The 17,697-nt window shown below is 62.1% G+C and carries 15 protein-coding genes and 1 tRNA gene; 8 read left to right on the top strand and 8 right to left on the bottom strand.

Annotation, left to right across the window (positions count from 1 at the left end; translation table 11 throughout):
- Nucleotides 1–37 precede the first annotated feature (37 nt).
- The 4 genes from tig to LSO07_RS14905 all read right to left on the bottom strand — a co-directional run bounded on the left by tig (nt 38) and on the right by LSO07_RS14905 (nt 6,612).
- A complete protein-coding gene (gene tig, locus LSO07_RS14920) occupies nt 38–1,378 on the bottom strand; it encodes a trigger factor (protein ID WP_070256539.1) in 1,341 nt (446 codons plus the stop codon).
- Nucleotides 1,379–2,095: 717 nt separating this feature from the next.
- Nucleotides 2,096–2,178, bottom strand: a tRNA-Leu gene (locus tag LSO07_RS14915).
- Between the two features lie 175 nt (nt 2,179–2,353).
- Nucleotides 2,354–5,452: an efflux RND transporter permease subunit gene (locus tag LSO07_RS14910; protein WP_151095060.1), complete on the bottom strand. Its 3,099-nt coding sequence runs from the start codon at nt 5,450–5,452 to the stop codon at nt 2,354–2,356.
- A complete protein-coding gene (locus tag LSO07_RS14905; RefSeq protein WP_151095059.1) occupies nt 5,449–6,612 on the bottom strand; it encodes an efflux RND transporter periplasmic adaptor subunit in 1,164 nt (387 codons plus the stop codon). The genes LSO07_RS14910 and LSO07_RS14905 overlap by 4 nt, the downstream gene beginning before the upstream one ends.
- A 288-nt stretch (nt 6,613–6,900) precedes the next feature.
- Here LSO07_RS14905 and hpnC point away from each other — a divergent pair, with 288 nt between their 5' ends.
- From hpnC to LSO07_RS14875, 6 genes are all read left to right on the top strand, one after another.
- Nucleotides 6,901–7,782, top strand: coding sequence for a squalene synthase HpnC (gene hpnC, locus LSO07_RS14900; protein WP_151095057.1), 882 nt, complete (start codon nt 6,901–6,903; stop codon nt 7,780–7,782).
- Between the two features lie 46 nt (nt 7,783–7,828).
- Nucleotides 7,829–8,662, top strand: a complete 834-nt coding sequence (gene hpnD / locus LSO07_RS14895; protein WP_058050483.1) for a presqualene diphosphate synthase HpnD — start codon at nt 7,829–7,831, stop codon at nt 8,660–8,662.
- A gap of 7 nt (nt 8,663–8,669) precedes the next feature.
- Nucleotides 8,670–10,022, top strand: a complete 1,353-nt coding sequence (hpnE, locus tag LSO07_RS14890; protein WP_318526584.1) for a hydroxysqualene dehydroxylase HpnE — start codon at nt 8,670–8,672, stop codon at nt 10,020–10,022.
- A gap of 130 nt (nt 10,023–10,152) precedes the next feature.
- Nucleotides 10,153–10,308: a hypothetical protein gene (locus tag LSO07_RS14885; protein WP_161789615.1), complete on the top strand. Its 156-nt coding sequence runs from the start codon at nt 10,153–10,155 to the stop codon at nt 10,306–10,308.
- A 19-nt stretch (nt 10,309–10,327) separates the two neighbouring features.
- A complete protein-coding gene (locus LSO07_RS14880) occupies nt 10,328–11,125 on the top strand; it encodes a DUF1700 domain-containing protein (protein ID WP_225317310.1) in 798 nt (265 codons plus the stop codon).
- Nucleotides 11,126–11,135: 10 nt separating this feature from the next.
- Nucleotides 11,136–11,942 (top strand): head GIN domain-containing protein, encoded by an 807-nt coding sequence (locus tag LSO07_RS14875; protein WP_034787287.1) that lies wholly within the window; start codon nt 11,136–11,138, stop codon nt 11,940–11,942.
- On the opposite strand, the gene LSO07_RS14870 is transcribed toward LSO07_RS14875, so the two are convergent.
- Nucleotides 11,929–13,179: a TIGR03862 family flavoprotein gene (locus tag LSO07_RS14870; protein ID WP_151095054.1), complete on the bottom strand. Its 1,251-nt coding sequence runs from the start codon at nt 13,177–13,179 to the stop codon at nt 11,929–11,931. The genes LSO07_RS14875 and LSO07_RS14870 overlap by 14 nt on opposite strands.
- A 155-nt stretch (nt 13,180–13,334) precedes the next feature.
- Between LSO07_RS14870 and LSO07_RS14865 the strand changes: the two genes are divergently transcribed.
- On the top strand, nt 13,335–13,568 hold the full coding sequence (locus LSO07_RS14865) for a hypothetical protein (protein ID WP_034781412.1): 234 nt from the start codon (nt 13,335–13,337) through the stop codon (nt 13,566–13,568).
- Between the two features lie 47 nt (nt 13,569–13,615).
- On the opposite strand, the gene moaD is transcribed toward LSO07_RS14865, so the two are convergent.
- The 3 genes from moaD to thrC are packed head-to-tail and all read right to left on the bottom strand — an operon-like array spanning nt 13,616 to nt 16,630.
- On the bottom strand, nt 13,616–13,882 hold the full coding sequence (gene moaD / locus LSO07_RS14860) for a molybdopterin converting factor subunit 1 (RefSeq protein WP_070256161.1): 267 nt from the start codon (nt 13,880–13,882) through the stop codon (nt 13,616–13,618).
- A 10-nt stretch (nt 13,883–13,892) separates the two neighbouring features.
- The gene (locus LSO07_RS14855; protein WP_151095052.1) at nt 13,893–15,119 is read right to left on the bottom strand and encodes a molybdopterin molybdotransferase MoeA; all 1,227 of its coding nucleotides are present in this window, start codon (nt 15,117–15,119) and stop codon (nt 13,893–13,895) included.
- Nucleotides 15,120–15,133: 14 nt separating this feature from the next.
- Nucleotides 15,134–16,630, bottom strand: a complete 1,497-nt coding sequence (gene thrC, locus LSO07_RS14850; RefSeq protein WP_070256163.1) for a threonine synthase — start codon at nt 16,628–16,630, stop codon at nt 15,134–15,136.
- Between the two features lie 269 nt (nt 16,631–16,899).
- On the opposite strand from thrC, the gene LSO07_RS14845 reads away from it, so the two are divergent.
- Complete coding sequence (locus tag LSO07_RS14845; protein WP_070256164.1) at nt 16,900–17,640, top strand: AAA family ATPase; 741 nt, start codon at nt 16,900–16,902, stop codon at nt 17,638–17,640.
- Nucleotides 17,641–17,697: the final 57 nt, after the last annotated feature.

Below are 17,697 nucleotides of genomic sequence, written 5' to 3'. Positions count from 1 at the left end.
TGTTAAAAGCTATCATGGCATCCCAATACCAACTGGTTTACGCTTGTGCGTTGCTTCCCATCAGTTCGTCGAAAGCAACTGCTTTCGTCGTGACTTTCGACAGGCCCAACACGTAGGTGACGACGTTTTCTTCCAATACAAGGGCTTCGATCTCACCCAGACGACGACGGTCGCTGTAGTAGTACTTCAGCACTTCGCGTGGATCTTCGTAGCTTTGGGCGAAATCTTCGATTTGCGCCTTGACTTGCTCAGGCGTAGCCTGCAGCTTGTTGTCGCCAACCAGTTGCGACAGGATCAGGCCCAGGCGTACGCGACGCTCGGCTTTTTCTGCGAACAGTTCTGCTGGGAAAGGCACGTCCTTGACGTTCATGCCGCGCTGCGCCATGTCCTGGCGGGTCATTTCGGCCAGCCGCTCGGAATCCTGAGCGATCAGCGTTTTTGGCACTTCCAGCTCAGCAACTTTGATCAGCGCGTCCATGACGGCTTCCTTGTTGCGTGCTTTTACGCGGCCAGCGACTTCACGTTGCAGGTTGACTTTGATGTCTTCGCGCATTTTGGCCAGGTCGCCATCGGCAACGCCCAGCGACTTTGCGAATTCAGCATCGACTTCCGGCAGGTGCGCCCATTCCAGTTTTTGCAGCGTGATGGTGAACGAAGCGGTTTTGCCGGCAACGTCTTTACCGTGGTAGTCCTCTGGGAACGACAATGGGAAAGTCTTCGACTCGCCTACTTTCAGGCCCAGGGTCGCTGCTTCGAATTCTGGCAGCATGCGGCCTTCGCCCAGCACGAAAGCGTAGCCTTCAGCTTTGCCGCCTGGGAATTCAACGCCGTCGATCGAGCCGACGAAGTCGACAGTCACGCGGTCGCCGTTGGCAGCGATCGGCTCACCGCCGTCGCCGTGTTCGCCAGCTTCGCCCTTGGTGTGGAAGTGCACGCGCTGCTTGCGCAGGATGTCGATGGTCTTGTCGATTTCGGCTTCCGACACGTCGGCTTGCACGGTTTCGATTTCAACGGCCGTCAGGTCGCCGATGGCGACTTCCGGATACACTTCGAACGTTGCGTCGAAAGCCAGCTGGCCTTCGGCTGCTTCTTCTTTCGGCACGATGTTCGGGAAACCGGCCACGCGCAGATTGTTTTCGTTGGCGGCGTCGTTGAACGCGCGGCCGACTTTGTCGTTCAGCACTTCGGATTCAATTTGGTAGCCGTATTGTGCTGCGACCATTTTCAACGGCACTTTGCCCGGACGGAAGCCCGGTGCCTTAGCCGTACGGGCTTGCACTTTCAGGCGCTTCTCAACTTCCGTGCGGACGTCCGTCAGCGGGAAGGAGATCGTGATACGACGTTCGAGTTTGCCCAAGGTTTCGACTGCAGTTGCCATGTAAAAAATCGTCCAAAAAATAAACACTGTTGGTGCGAGAAAAGAAGACCCGACCCCTTGCGCCATCACTGGCAACAAGACATGGGTCCAGCTTCACTCGCTCGCATATTCATCTGTAAAAGTACTGCAAGCAGGACAATGGACCTGGTCTACCCGGCTGAGGGAAAAACCCGCACCAGGCACCAAACAATCCGCCGCTTCCAGTACTGCGACAGGGCTCCGAGCGTCCAGCCTTGCTTCTAAGTAAATGCAGGGCCGGCCATCATTCGGTAAAGCGTGGCATTATAACAAAGGACTTCGGGAAAGTGGCTGGCTTTGCAGCCCGGCCACAGAGGATACCAGCGGCGGCGAATGAATCGCCACAGCCTGGGGGTGCCCTGTCTTTACTCTTGCCCCGGCATTCTTTATTTCGCCAGAGACAGGCTTTCCAGCCTGCTTCGTTCATTAGTATATGCGAACTGGCGCCCCGTCCGAAACAAAGAAATGCGCCCAGAGCGAAGATTTCGGGCAAAAAACCTTTGATTTACCTCAATTTGGCCATTTTTCAGGCAAATCTCCGCCCGGGCCCTTCCCTGCCGCCCGATCTCTGGCGAAAAATGGCGCAAGCAAAGGCAGCCGGGATGACGGAAATACAGGAAAGGCAACAGGAAAGACGCCTGCAACGAGGCTGAAGAACAACTTGATGGCGCTGCACGTCCGGGCTGGAACAACCCGGATTGGTGCGGATGGGGAGACTCGAACTCCCAAGCCGAAGCACTGGCTTCTAAGACCAGCGTGTCTACCAATTCCACCACATCCGCATTTTGTACTACTTTGCACTGCTTGCCACAGGCGACTTCCCTGATTTTAACAACTCGGGAGCGATCTGGCTACCGTGGACTAAACGAGCAAGCCCTCGGTAAAGCAAAGGCGGCATTCTACTGGATTTCCCAGAGGAATGCCGCCTTTTTTATGCCCGCGCCCTGGCGCTGGCTGCTAGCCTTCTTTTGCGGTCGCCGGCTCCGGCTTCTTGACCCGGAACCAGGCCGCATACAGGGCCGGCAAGAACAGCAAGGTCAAGGCCGTCGCCAGGATCAGGCCGCCCATGATGGCGACGGCCATCGGCCCCCAGAACACCGAGCGCGACAACGGGATCATGGCCAGCGCCGCGGCGGCAGCCGTCAGCACGATGGGACGGCAGCGGCGCACGGCCGAGTCGATGATGGCGTCCCATGGGGCCGAACCATCGCGGATGTCTTGCTCGATCTGGTCGACAAGGATCACCGAGTTGCGGATGATCATGCCGAACAGCGCGATGACGCCCAGGTTGGCTACGAAACCCAGCGGGCGGTGCAGCAGCAGCAAGGCAAAGGCGGCACCCGCCACGCCCAGAGGCCCCGTCAGGAACACCAGCAGGGAACGCGAGAAACTGTGCAACTGCAGCATCAGCAAGGTGAAGATGATAAAGATAGCCAGCGGCAAGTTCGCCGAGATCGACGCTTCCGCCTCGCCGCTGTCGGCCGCCACGCCCTTCACATTGATGCGGTAGCCGGCCGGCAACTTGGCACGCAAAGCGTCCAGCTGCGGCGCCAGCTGCGTCGACACGGTGGCGCCCTGGATGCCATCGATCACGTCCGATTGCACGGTAATGGCCCATTCGCGCTTGTCGCGCCAGACGACACCCGGCTCCCACACGAAATGCGCGCGGGCCAGTTGCGAGATGGGCACGGACTTGCCCGTCGCCGTCGGGATATTCGTGTCGTTCAGCACGGAAATCGTCGCCCGCTCTTCCAGCGGCTGGCGCACCTGGATGTCGATCAGCTTATTGTCTTCACGGAATTGGCCGATGACGGTACCCGACAGAATCGTATTGGCCGCCTGCATCACCGTTTTCGAGGTGACGCCCAGCGCGCGCATCTTGTCCTGATCCAGGTCCAGGCGCAGCACTTTCACCGATTCATTCCAGTTGTCGTTCACGCCCAGGGTGTTCGGATTGGCGCGCATAATGTCCTTGACCTGGTCGGCGATGGCCCGCACACCGGCCACTTCCGGTCCCGTGACGCGAAACTGCACGGGATACGGCACCGGCGGCCCATTCGGCAACAGTTTTACACGGCCCCGCACTTCCGGAAAATCCTTCTTGAAGACATCGACGATTTGCTGGCGCAGGCGTTCGCGGTCAGCCAGGCTCTTCGGCAAGACCACCACTTGCGACACATTGGTCTGCGGGAAGATCTGGTCCAGCGGCAGGTAGAAACGGGGGCTGCCCGTGCCCACATAGCTGGTCACGCTTTCCACGCCGTCGAGCTTGCCGACGAACGCTTCGAATTTCTTCACCTGCTTTTCATTCGCCGCAAAGGTCGTGCCTTCGGGCGACCACAGTTCCACCATCAGCTCAGGACGGCTGGAATCGGGGAAGAATTGCTTTTCGATAAAGTTAAAGCCATAGATGCCCAGCGCAAAGATGGCCAGGGTGGCGGCGATCGTCGTCTTGCGCCATTCCACGCACCAGGTGACGGCACGGCGGAAGCGGCGGAAGTTCGGCGTATCGAACAATTCATGGTCGTTGTGCGCGTGCGGTTTCACTTTCAGCAAGACGTAGCCGATGTAGGGCGTGAAGACGACGGCCACCACCCACGAGATGATCAGGGCCAGCGCATTGACGGAGAACAAGGAGAACGTGTATTCACCGGCGGCCGACTTGGCCAGGCCGATGGGCAAGAAGCCCGCCACCGTGATCAGGGTGCCCGTCAGCATGGGCATGGCCGTCGATGTGTAGGCGAAGGTGGCCGCGTCGAAACGCGACATGCCCTCTTCCATCTTGCGCACCATCATCTCGACGGCAATGATGGCATCATCGACCAGCAAGCCCAGCGCGATGATCAGGGCGCCCAGGGAAATCTTGTGCAAGTCGATGTCGAGCAGGCGCATGAACAGGAAGGTGACGGCCAGCACCAGCGGGATGGTCAGCGCCACCACCAGCCCGGGCCGCACGTCGATGCGCAGCGGTTTCGTGTGCAAGCCCAGCGCGACGAAGCTGACGGCCAGCACGATCAGGATGGCTTCGATCAGGGTATGCACGAATTCACCCACGGAGGCGGACACGGCTTCCGGCTGGTTCGATACGCGCTGTAGCTCTATGCCAACCGGCAATTCGCTCTTCATGCGCGTCACCGTTGCCTGCAAGGCCTTGCCCATGTCGATGATATTGCCGCCCTTTTCCATCGACACGCCCAGGCCGATCACTTCCTTGCCATTGAAACGCATCTTGTCCTTGGGAGGATCGACGAGTTCGCGCTTTACTGTGGCAAAATCACCGAGGCGGAAAGTCGTGCCGTTGGCGCGCAGCTCCAGGTTTTCCAGGTCCTTGACGGTCACCATGGCGCCCGTCACGCGCACTTGCAGATTGTCCGTCGGCGTCACCAGCACGCCGGTGGCGTTGATGCTGTTTTGCGCGGACAGTTGCTGCACGATGGCGTCGAACGGAATGCCCAGCTGGGCAAATTTCTTGTGCGAAAAGATGATATTGATCTTTTCATCCTGCACGCCGAACAGTTCCACCTTCGATACCTGCCCTACGGCCAGCAGTTCCTGGCGTACCTTGTCCGCATAATCCTTCATTTCCGCGTACGTAAAACCATCGCCGGACAGGGCGAAGATGGAGCCGTACGTGTCGCCGAACTCGTCATTGAAGAACGGGCCCACGACGCCGGCCGGCAAGCTGCCCTGGATGTCGCCGATCTTCTTGCGCACCTGGTACCAGGCGGCCGCCGTTTCCTTGGGCGGCGCCGATTCGCGCAGTTCCAGCAGGATCAAGGTTTCGCCCGGCTTCGAATAGCTGGTGATCTCGTCGATGTACGGCGTTTCCTGCAGTTTCTTTTCCAGCTTGTCCGTCACCTGCTCGGCCATCTGCAAGGCCGTGGCGCCGGGCCAGTAGGCTTGCAAGACCATGGCGCGGAAGGTGAACGGGGGATCTTCATCCTGGCCCAGGCTGGCGTAGCTGAGCATGCCGCCGATCAGCAGCACGGCCATCAGGTAGCGCGTCAGCGGGATGTGTTCGAGCGCCCAGCGCGACAGATTGAAGCCGCCCTTCATTTGGCCGCACCCACGCTGACGGGGGCAGCGGCCACATCAGGCTTGCTGGCCAGTTCGGCGCCGAGAATGGTCACTTTCTGGCCCGGCTTGAGCAGGTTGACGCCGGCCGTGACGACCGTCTGGCCTTCCTTCACGCCCGAGGTCAGCAGCAACTCATTGCCCGCCACGCCGCCCACCGTCACCGGCACGAGCTTCACGGCGCCGTTTTCCACCACCCACACGGAACTTTGCGATTTCTCATTGAACAGGGCCGTCAACGGCACCTTGATCTGCGGCGTGGTCGTTTGCGAGGCGAACTGCACCACGGCCGTCATGCCCAGGCGTGCCTGCGGCGCGTCCGGGATGCTGACTTTCGCCAGGTAGGTGCGCGTGGCGGCATCGGCCACGGGCGATATTTCGCGTATCTTGCCCGGCAACGCCTGCTTCGGGTCGGCCCACAGGCGCACCACCACATCCTTGACGCCACGCAAGGTTTCAACCTTATCTTCAGGAATGCCGATCATGACTTCCTTCTCGCCGCTCCTGGCCACTTGCACCACGGGTGCGCCGGGCGCCACCACCTGCCCCACTTCAGCCTCGATGCGCGTGACGACGCCATCGACGTCAGCCAGCAAGCTGGCATAGCCGGACTGGTTCGCCTGACCCCGGTACAGGGCCTGGGCCGCTTCCACGTTTGCCTGCGCCGCCTTGTAGGTGGCATCCTTGCTGTCGAGCACGGCCTGGCTGACGAAGTTTTTCTCGCGCAAATCCTGGTAGCGCTTCAATTCCGCGCGCGCCAGGTCGCGGCTCGTCTCCGCGCTGACCAGCGAGGCCTTGGCCTGCGCCTGCGACAGTTGCAAGTCGACAGGATCGAGCTGCATCAACACTTGCCCCTTCTTCACGCTGGCGCCCACGTCGACCTTGCGCGCCACGATCTTGCCGCCCACGCGGAAGCCCAGCTGCGATACGACACGGGGCACGACCTCGCCCGACAGCTCGGCACTCACGTCAACATTACTGCTAGACAACACAATCGCGCGCACGGGGCGCACGTCTTCCACTTTGACGGCAGGCTTGGAACAGGCCGCCAATGTCATCGCCAGGGCGGCGGCGGCAATCAGCCGCAGGCCAGGAAGTGCGGAAGCGCCGGTCTCGCGGCGCAGGGTTTTCAGGGCAAACAAGGTATTTTCCTTTACTATGCGGGCTGTAATATTTTTATGCGGAGAAACTTTTTGCCTGTCCTTTGGGCCAGGCCAAACTTTTTCGCACGCGATATCCTTAAATTTGTGACAATATCAGTTTGGTCATGGCGGAAGTACTCTTCGCCTAATGACTTTCTGGTTATTAATTATAATCGTGCGTAAAAGTTTTTAGTGACTTATGCGTCATTAATCTTGAGACGTACAACGCCCGGCCACATTCCAGCGTTTGAGGGTGCCGGACAAACGCAAGACTAGAGAAGTGTGTTCATGCCTGTAGACCATTACGAAAATTTTCCTGTTGCATCATTTTTACTGCCGCGCCGCCTGGTGCCCGCCGTCGAAGCCATCTATGCCTTCGCCCGCAGCGCCGACGACCTGGCCGACGAAGGCGACGCCACGCCGGCCGAGCGCCTGGCGGCCCTGCACGCCTACGAAGAGGCGCTGGGCCGCATCGCCCGCCACGAAGGCCATGGGGGCGAGAACGCCGCCATGTTCGAACGCCTGGCCGCCGTCATTGCCAAACACCAGTTGCCGCTGAAGCCATTCCACGATTTATTGTCCGCCTTCAAGCAGGATGTGGAAACGACGCGCTACGCCAGCTATGACGACGTGCTCGATTACTGCGCCCGTTCCGCCAACCCCGTGGGGCTGCTGATGCTGCACCTGTATGGCGCGGCCGATGAACAGAATGTACGCGATTCCGATGCCATATGTTCAGCTTTGCAACTAATTAATTTCTTGCAAGACGTCGCCATCGACCAGCAAAAAGAGCGCATCTACCTGCCGATGGAAGACCTGACCCGCTTTGCCGTCTCCGCCGCCGCCTTCGAGCGGCCCGAGGCCCACGGCAAGTGGAGCGCCCTGATGCGCTTTGAAGTGGCCCGCACGCGCGCCCTGATGCTGTCCGGCGCGCCGCTGGCCCTGCGTTTGCGCGGACGCATCGGCTGGGAACTGCGTCTCGTGATCCAAGGCGGCCTGCGCATCCTGGAAGCCATCGAAGCCGTCAATTACGACGTGTTCCGGCGCCGCCCCAAGCTGGAGAAACGCGACTGGCTGATCATTTTCTGGCGCGCCCTGCGCATGTCGCGCAAAAGCTTGCATCAAGAGACACAAGTAAAAACGGCTTTTCCCCCGTCGCCCACTCTGTAAGACGATAGAATAGCGGCTTCGATCTGCAACCCTTGCTCTTTTGACTATGTCTCCCGACGAATACTGCCAACAAAAGGCCGCCCAGAGCGGCTCCAGCTTCTACTACAGCTTCCTGTTCCTGCCCGCCGAGCGCCGCAAGGCCATCACGGCCCTGTACGCCTTCTGCCGCGAAGTCGATGACACGGTCGACGAATGCACGGACGAAGCCGTGGCACGCACCAAGCTGGTCTGGTGGCGCAAGGAAGTCAAGGCCATGTACGAGGGCAATCCCACGCATCCCGTGATGCGCGCGCTGCAGCCACACCTGGACGTATATAAACTGGAAGAAAAGCATTTGCAGGCCATCATCGACGGCATGGAAATGGACTTGAACCAGACCCGCTACCTCGACTACCAGGCCATGAGCCGCTATTGCTGGCACGTGGCCAGCGTGGTGGGAATCTTGTCGGCCAGCATCTTCGGCGCGACCCGCCCGGAAACCCTGCTGTATGCGGAAAAGCTGGGCCATGCCTTCCAGCTCACCAATATCATCCGCGATGTGGGCGAAGACGCGCGCAAGGGGCGCATCTATCTGCCGATCAGCGAATTGCAGCAATTCAATGTGACGGCGGCCGACTTGCTGAATGCGCGCCACAGCGAAAACTTTGAAAACCTCATGCGTTTCCAGGTGGCGCGCGCGCAAAAGGCGTATGACGAAGCCTTCGCGCTCTTGCCGGCAGAAGACCGCCGCGCCCAGCGCCCGGGCCTGATCATGGCCGCCATCTACCGCACCCTGCTCAATGAAGTCGAGCGCGACGGCTACCACGTGCTGAAACAGCGCATCTCGCTCACGCCGATCCGCAAACTGTGGCTGGCCTGGAAGACCTGGGTTCGTGGCTAAGAGCAGCGTGAAGCAACGCTACGCCGTCATCGGCGCCGGCTGGGCTGGCTGCGCGGCGGCCATGGAACTGGCGCGCGCCGGTCACGCGGTGAGTGTATTCGAGGCGGCGCGCACCTTGGGCGGACGGGCGCGCCGGGTCGAACGCGAAAGCACTGTGCTCGACAACGGCCAGCACATCTTGCTGGGCGCTTACACGGAAACCTTGCGCCTGATCAAGCTGGCGGGACAAGACCCTGCCGAGCTGATCCTCACCCTGCCCCTGCAGATGCGCTATCCGGCCGGCTCGGGCGGCATGGATTTCATCGCGCCGCGCCTGCCCGCGCCACTGCACCTGGCATGGGCGCTGCTGCGCGCCCAGGGATTATTGCGCGCCGACAAGCTGGCCCTGATGCGCTTTTCCACCGCCATGCGGACGATGGGCTGGCAGCTGTATAACGATTGCTCGGTCAGCGAATTGCTGCAGCGCTTCGACCAGACGGAGCGCCTGAACCGGCTGATGTGGCACCCGCTGTGCCTGGCCGCACTGAATACCCCGCCCGAGCGCGCCTCGGCCCGCGTCTTCCTCAACGTGCTGCGCGACAGCCTGGGCGCCAGCCGCCGCCGCGCCTCCGACATGCTGATCCCGAAGGCGGACCTGAGTGCCCTGTTACCCGACGCGGCAAGCCGCTACGTGGTGCAGCATGGCGGTACAGTCCGCACGGGCGCCAAAATCACCGCTTTGCAGGCGCTGCCCGATGGCCGCTGGGGGCTTGATGACGGCGAAAGCTTTGATGGCGTGATCGTGGCCACCTCCTCCGTGCAGGCGGCCAGCCTGCTGCAAGGCTTGCACGACGCCCGCCTTGACGAAGCGGTGAGCCGCATGCAAGCGTTCATGCCGGAAGCCATCAGCACCTGTTACCTGCAGTACGATGTTTCGGTGCGCCTGGACTTGCCGTTCTACGCCCTCGTCGATGCGCCGGAGCAACAGCACTGGGGCCAGTTCGTCTTCGACCGGGGCCAGCTCGACAGCAACCAAGCGGGCTTGCTGGCCGTCGTCATCAGCGCCTCCGGCTATGCCGCCGAGCAAGGCCATGGACCGCTGGCGCAAGCCATCGCGGCGCAGTTGGCCCAGGTGTTGCAGCGCCCTGCCCTGGCGCAGCCCCTGTGGACCCAGCTGATCACGGAAAAGCGCGCCACCTTTGCCTGCACGCCCGACCTGGCTCGCCCCGGCAACGCCAGCGGCATGCCTGGCTTGCTGCTGGCAGGCGACTACACGGCCAATGATGACCGGACGCAAGACTATCCGGCCACCATCGAGGCCGCCGTGCGCAGCGGCGTGGCGGCGGCAAAAGCCATTACCACGGGCAAGGTGGCAAAGTAGACTTGACGGTGCATCCTCCCCTGGTGTCGCTCGCCCCCGCGAAATTGCATTCTGTCGCACCGCGCTGGTGCGCCCGCGTGCGCTTGGGTACAGTCTGATCATCGACAACGGCCATGCCACGGGGAATACCATGCACACCACCTTGCACTTGAAAAACAGCTTGAAAGCCCTGGCGCTGCTGGCTGGTGTGGTGCTGGCCACATTCATCGTCATTCACGCACAGCAGGCGCCACAGGCACCATTGCTGCTGAGCCAGGCAAGCATGCTGCTGCCGGCCATGGGCTGAAGCGGCGGACAGGAAGAATATGATGAACAAACAAGATTATCTCGACGCACTGCGACGCGCGCTGGCAGGCTTGCCACCGGACCTGGTCGCCAAGACGCTCGACTATTACGAACAGACCTTCATCGAAGGCGCTGCGGCCGGCCGCAGCGAGCACGAGATCGCAGACGACCTGGGCGACCCGAAAAAAATCGCCCTTACCTTGCGCAACAGCACGCACCGCCAGGCTTTCGAACAAAAGAAAACCCCCGTCAACCTGCTGCGCCTGCTCGTCTCGCTGGTGGGCCTGGCCATCTTCAACCTGTTCATGGTCGTGCCTGCCGCCGTGTATGCAGCCCTGCTGGCCACCCTGTACGCCGTCGGCCTGAGCTTTTACCTGGCCGGCATCGCCATCACGGCCAGCGGTTTGTCCGGCGCCAACGAACTGGTGCTCGACGGTCCCCTGCGCCACGTCTTCATCCACGACGATGACGGCGGCGAAAACGGCGAACGGCGCGAAACGCGCATCACCATCGGCGACACGGGCATCGAAGTCGATCACCTGCCCGGCCGCTTGCAGCATGACCCGGCCGAGTCCGAGACCGGGGCGCCCGGCGCCTCCTCGCGCATGATGGAGCGGGCCGAAGCGCTGGCCGGCGGGGGCATCCGCATCTCCACCGACATGGACCGCGATGCGCGCACCACGCAAACCGTCTTTGGCGTGGGTATGCTGCTCGGCGGCATCGCCATCTTCCTGCTCAGTCTGGTCGTAACGCGCTATACCTTGATCGGCATCAAGCGTTACGTTGCCATGAATGTTTCCCTGCTCAAAGGTCACTAGAAAGGCTGCCATGAAACGCTTGCTCAAAGTTGGCCTGTCCATGCTCTTGCTGGCACTGGTCCTGATCGCCATGTCGTATGCGGCACTGCGCGCCAAGGGAATCAGCAATCCCAGCAGCGCCGCCGGCCGTGCCGTGCGCAGCGAAACGCGCCCGGTTTCCCCCAATATCAATAGCATCGACCTGGCCGGCCCCATCGACCTGGTGCTGCGCCGCGGCGCCACGCCATCGCTGAAGGTCAGCGGCGAACAGCGTCTGCTGTCCAACGTCGACACCACGCAGGATGGCACGACCCTGCATATCGGCCCGAAAGGCATGCTGTTCCACCACCGCCAGCCCCTGCAGGTGGAACTGGTGCTGCCCGCCCTCGTCCGCGTCGAAGTGCACGGCAACGGCGACAGCAAGATCACGGGATTTTCCGGAGACAGTTTCATCCTGGAATTGACGGGTTCGGGCGATGTCAGTTTCACGGGACGCTACAAGCAGGTGCAAGCCACGGTCAACGGTAGCGGCGACCTCGACATCAATGGCGGCAACAGCGACAGCGTGGTGCTGGAAATGGTGGGCTCCGGGCGCATCGCCGCCAGCGGCAATACCAAGTTCCTGCGTGCCGATCTGAGCGGTTCAGGCGATATCGATGCCGAGCACCTGGCCGCCGACAAGGCCAGCGTCAGCCTGCAAGGCTCCGGCACGAGCACCGTCTTCGTGCGCGACGCCAGCAACCTAACCCTGCGCGGCAGCGGCGACATCCACGTCCACGGCAACCCGCGCCAGCGCGAAACGCAGAAAAGCGGCTCGGGCGAAATTACCTGGCACTAACGTTCTCTTCCAGCCAACTGACCGCCTGCTCGCCGGCCGCCTTGCCTTGCGCCAGGCAGGCCGTCAGCAGGTAGCCGCCCGTCGGCGCTTCCCAGTCCAGCATTTCCCCCGCCAGGAACACGCCCGGCATGGCGCGCAGCATGCTGCCTTTGACACCGTCGAATTCCACGCCGCCGGCGCTGCTGATGGCTTCATCGATGGGGCGCGGACGCACAAGTCGGACGGGCAGCAGCTTGATGGCGTCCGCCAGCCTGGCTTCATCGGCGAAGTCGGCCGCGCTCAGGCATTCGCGCAGCAAGCCCGATTTCACGCCCTTGATGCCCAGACGGCTATTCAGGTGGCTGGACATGGAGCGGGAACCGCGCGGGCGCGTCACTTCCTCGAACACGCGTTCATGACTGTGGTCGGGCGCCAGGTCGAGCCAGATGGTGGTGCTGCCCTCGGCGGTGATCTGCTGGCGCAGCGCGGCCGACAGCGCGTAGATCAGGCTGCCCTCGACGCCGCCCGCCGTGATGACGAACTGGCCCTGGCGCTTGATCGTCAAGCCATCGATATCGCGCGCCGTGATGGCCACGGTGGCCAGCGGTTCGCCGGCATGGCGGCTGCTGAAATGCTCGCTCCAGTCCACGTCGAAGCCGCAATTGGCCGGCGCCAGGGGGGCCACGGCCACGCCCTGCTCTCGCAGCAGCGGCACCCAGGCGCCGTCCGAGCCGAGCCGCGCCCAGCTGCCGCCACCGAGCGCCAGGATCACGGCGTCGAAAACGAATAACCGCTCGCCGTCCGGCGTGGCGAAGGCCAGCCGGCCGTCGCGCCAGCCCGTCCAGCGGTGGCGCATGTGAAATTGCACGCCCGCTTCGCGCAGGCGGTGCAGCCAGGCGCGCAGCAAGGGCGCCGCCTTCATGTCCGTCGGGAAGACGCGGCTCGAGGAGCCGACGAAAGTATCCACGCCCAGGCCGTGCACCCAGTCGCGCACCTTTTGCGGGCCGAACTGGTCCAGCGCCGGCTTGAGCCAGCGGGCCGGCCTGCCGTAACGGGAGACGAAGGACTGGTAGTCTTCCGCATGCGTGATATTCATGCCGCCGCGTCCCGCCAGCAGGAATTTGCGGCCGACGGACGGCATGGCGTCGAACAGCTCCACCCTGGCTCCCTGGTCGGTGGCAGCCTGGGCGGCCATCAGGCCGGCAGGGCCGCCGCCGATGACGGCGATGTGAAAGGGAGGAAGGCTGGAATGGGTCATGGCAAGCTGGAAAGACGGTGAAAACCCCGGCATTTTAGTCGAGATAAGGCGCGGGGATGGCAAGAATGCCGAAAAATGATGCATACTGCGCCAACATGCTGCAGCGATCGGCACTTTGACTTCACGAGACAACGAGACGACAAGAGGAGAAACACATGGGTGCAGGATTCTGGATTTCCCGTTATTTGCTGGCCAGTTCGATCTTATTCATCATCCTGACGGTGGTCGAGTACAGCAAGGGCACCACCAGCCAGGCCGACATCCTCAGCGCGCTGGCCTGGTCGCTGGTGGCGTCGGCCATCTTCATCGGTTCGAAATACTGGCGCTACAAGAAAGCCATCGCCTGCGCCACGTGCAGCGGGGACAAACCGAAAACCAAGTCTTCATGAAAAAACGGCCACTTCGATGAAGTGGCCGTCTCATTTGGGAAGCGGGATCAGCCGCCCGTCACGGGTGGAAAGAACGCCACTTCGTCGCCGTCGCCTATCACGGTAGCGGCATCGCACATCACCTGATTATGCGCCATGCGCAGCGCACGGCCCTGCGCCAGCGCGTATTCCCAGTTGCCGCCGCGGGCGATCAGGAGATTTCGCACCTCGCCCACCGTCAGCCGTGACGCGGCCTCCGCGCTCACTTCCAGCACTTCATGGCCGGTTCCCACCAGCTCGCGCACGCTGGCAAAAAATCGCAGATTGATCTTCATCGCTACTTCCTTAGTACAGCAATTCGTTAAACGGGATAAACCGCAGCATGTCGCCGCGCGCAATCGACAGCCCCGGCGGGCAATCGATCAAGCCGTCGCCCCACACGGTGGACGTCAGCACGCCCGAACTCTGGTTGGCGAACAGTTCCAGCTCGCCCTCCTCATTGACCTTGGCGCGCAAGAACTCGTTGCGCTTGTCCGCCTTCAGGCGCTCGAACGCGGCCGGCAGCTTGTAGCTGCGCGGCGCCAGGTTCCCCGCCACGCCTTGCAGGCGCAGGATGAAGGGGCGCACGAACAGCAGGAAGGTGACGAAGCTGGAGACGGGATTGCCAGGCAAGCCGATAAAGAACGCATCCTGCACTTCGCCAAACGCCAGCGGCTTGCCCGGCTTGACGGCGATCTGCCACATGTTCAGCCGCCCTTCCGCTTCCACGGCCGGCTTGATATGGTCTTCCTCGCCCACGGACACGCCGCCCGAGGTGATGATCAGATCATTGCCCTGGGCCGCCTGGCGCAGCACGGCCTTTGTCGCTTCCAGGCTGTCGGGCACGATGCCCAGGTCCGTGATCTCGCAGCCCAGATTTTCCAGCAGGCCGCGCAAGGTAAAACGGTTCGAGTTGTAGACGGCGCCCGGCGCCAGAGCCTCACCGGGCATGGCCAGCTCGTCGCCCGTGAAGAAGACGGCGACGCGCAGCTTGCGCAGCACCGGCAGCTGCGCCAGGCCCACCGAGGCGGCCAGGCCCATTTCCTGGCTGCGCAGGCGGCGGCCGGCACCGAGGATCTCGCCGCCGGCGCGGATATCCTCGCCCTGGCGGCGCACCCATTCACCCGCCTGCGGCACGTGATTGACCGTCACTACGCCGTCAAGCAAGGTGCACTGCTCCTGCATCACGACGCAATCGGCGCCGTCCGGGATCAGGGCGCCCGTGAAGATGCGCGCCGCCGTCCCCGGCTGCAAGGGCTGGCCCACGTGGCCGGCCGCGATGCGCTGCGATACGGGCAAGCTGGCCGCGCCGCTAGCGCAATCCTGCGCGCGCACGGCATAGCCATCCATCTGCGTGTTGTCGCGCTCGGGGACGTTCAGGGTCGACGTTTGCGCGGCCGCCAGCACGCGGCCGTTGGCGCGCATGGTGTCGACCAGCTCCACCTCGGCCACCGGGCGCGCCGCGCCCAGCATGAAGGCTTGCGCCTCGGCCACGGACAGCATCGGCTTGCGTTGTGCGCTCGGATCGTTCATCGCAGGCCCGCTCATCACAAGCCCGTGTTGGCGGCGATATACGCCTTCATCTTTTCCACGTCCGCATCCATCACGACGAACTTTTGCGGCAAGTCTTCGATGTTCTCGAAGCCCTTTGGCCGTTCCGCGTCCACCCCCAGCGCTTCGAGGATGGTTTCGTTGAACTTGGCCGCCAGCGCCGTTTCCAGCACGATCATCGGCACGTTGGGCTCCAGGTGTTCGCGCGCCACCTTGATGCCGTCGGCCGTGTGCGTGTCGATGGTGATGCCGTAGTCGTCGGCCACGTCGCGGATGGTATCGAGGCGGTCCTGGTGCGTGGACTTGCCCGACTTGAAGCCGTACTTGGCCACCAGCTTGAATTCGTCGCCGTCGCTGCCAGGCTTGCCGGACAAGTCGAAGCCGCCATGCGTTTCCACTTTCGTGAACAGGGCGCGCACGCGGTCGCTGTCGCGGCCCACCAGGTCGTAGACGAAGCGCTCGAAATTCGACGCTTTCGAGATATCCATCGACGGGCTGCTCGTATGGTAGGTCTCGGCGGACTTGCGCACGCGGTAGACGCCCGTGCGGAAGAATTCGTCGAGCACGTCGTTTTCATTCGTCGCCGCCACCAATTTCGAGATGGGCAGCCCCATCATGCGGGCGATATGGCCGGCGCAGATATTGCCGAAGTTGCCCGACGGCACCGTGAACGACACTTTTTGCTCGTTGCTGGTGGTTGCCGCCAGATAGCCGCGGAAGTAGTACACGACCTGCGCCACGACGCGCGCCCAGTTGATGGAGTTGACGGTGCCGATCTTCTGTTTCGCCTTGAACGGCAAGTCGTTCGAGACGGCCTTGACCATGTCCTGGCAATCGTCGAACACGCCTTCGACGGCGATGTTGTAGATATTCGGGTCTTGCAGGCTGAACATCTGCGCCGTCTGGAAGGCGCTCATTTTCTTGTGCGGCGACAGCATGAAGACGCGGATGCCCTTCTTGCCGCGCATCGCGTATTCGGCCGCGCTGCCCGTGTCGCCCGACGTGGCGCCGAAGATATTGAGTTCGGCGTCGTGCTTGGCCAAGGTGTATTCGAACAGGTTGCCCAGCAGCTGCATGGCCATGTCCTTGAAGGCCAGGGTCGGGCCGTTCGACAGCGCCTGCAGCATCAGGGTAGTCTGGCCGCCCTTGACGACGTTTTCTTCGAGCACGCGCAGCGGCGTGATGTCGGCCGCGTTTTCGCCGGCGCGGGCGTTCTTGTAGACTGCCTTGGTATAGGTTTTCGCCGTCAGTGCCTTCAGGTCCGCGGCCGGGATATCGGTGGCGAACTTCTTCAGGATTTCGTAGGCCAGGTCGGCATACGACAATGTGCGCCAGGCGTTCAGCTCGGCACCAGTGACTTGCGGGTAGTGTTCAGGGAGATACAGTCCGCCATCGGGGGCGAGGCCGCCCAGGAGGATGTCGGAAAATTGCTGCAAAGATGACTGTTGCGACTGCAATGGCGCTTTATCAGCGCGGGTAGACACGTAATGCATAGATTTGAAGAGTCCAGTTGAGCTGAGAGCGGTTAATCATGAATGGCAGCGGATATTATAGTGCCAGCCGCCGTCCAAGGCGAATCGCGTGGCGCCAGCCAGGTCAGGATGTGACAATTGGAGAGCCTGGATATTGTCAATGCAGCCATAATGGCATGAGATCAAGCCAGGCAAACATGGCCGGCGTGCGTACTGGCGTGCGCCGCCGATTTGCGCCACACTGTACTTTCTGCCCTGTAAAGTGCCAATCATGGAGTCGAAAACCGGCCATGCCGATCAGTAAAAAACCGTATTTGCAAAGCGCCGCGCTGCGCCCCGACGCTGTCGTCGACATGGACCACTATCCGTTCACCATCCCCGCCATCCGCGACTTCGTGCACATGGACTTCCACCGCGACGTGACGTTTTTCGTGGGCGAAAATGGCAGCGGCAAGTCGACCATGCTCGAAGCGCTGGCCGTGGCGCTGGGCTTCGGCAAGGATGGCGGCACGCGCAACGTGCGCATCGCCCTGCCGTCGGACGAGGAATCGGGCTTGCACGCGCACTTGCGCCTGAGCAAGAGCTACAAGAAGCCCGAGGACAGCTATTTCCTGCGCGCCGAAAGCTTTTTCAACGTCGCCACCTACATGGACGACATGCCCGAATACCTGGCCAGCTACGGCGGCAAGTCGCTGCACGCGCAATCGCACGGCGAAGCGTTCATGGCGACCCTGATCAACAAGCTGCGGGGCAAGGGCTTGTATCTGCTGGACGAGCCCGAGGCGGCCCTGTCGCCGAGCCGCCAGATGGCGGCGCTATCGGTGATCCACCAACTGGTGCAGGACGACTCGCAGCTGATCATCGCCACCCATTCGCCCATCCTGCTGGCCTATCCGAACGCGAAAATCCTGATGTTTACGGGCGGCGGCATCCACGAGGTGGCATATGAAGACACGGAACACTTCGCCGTGACGCGCGATTTTTTGAATAACTACCCCAGGAGGCTGGAGCAGTTGTTTGAGGAGGAGTGACGGTGATGGCTTGCTGCCGTGGTGATGTCGGCTTACGCCCTGCGGGCTAAGCCGACC

It is taken from the genome of Janthinobacterium sp. PLB04, from assembly GCF_021165895.1.
Lineage (GTDB): Bacteria > Pseudomonadota > Gammaproteobacteria > Burkholderiales > Burkholderiaceae_D > Janthinobacterium > Janthinobacterium lividum.
The sequence above is the reverse complement of the archived record's forward strand: the minus strand, read 5'-3'. Positions and strand labels throughout refer to the sequence as shown.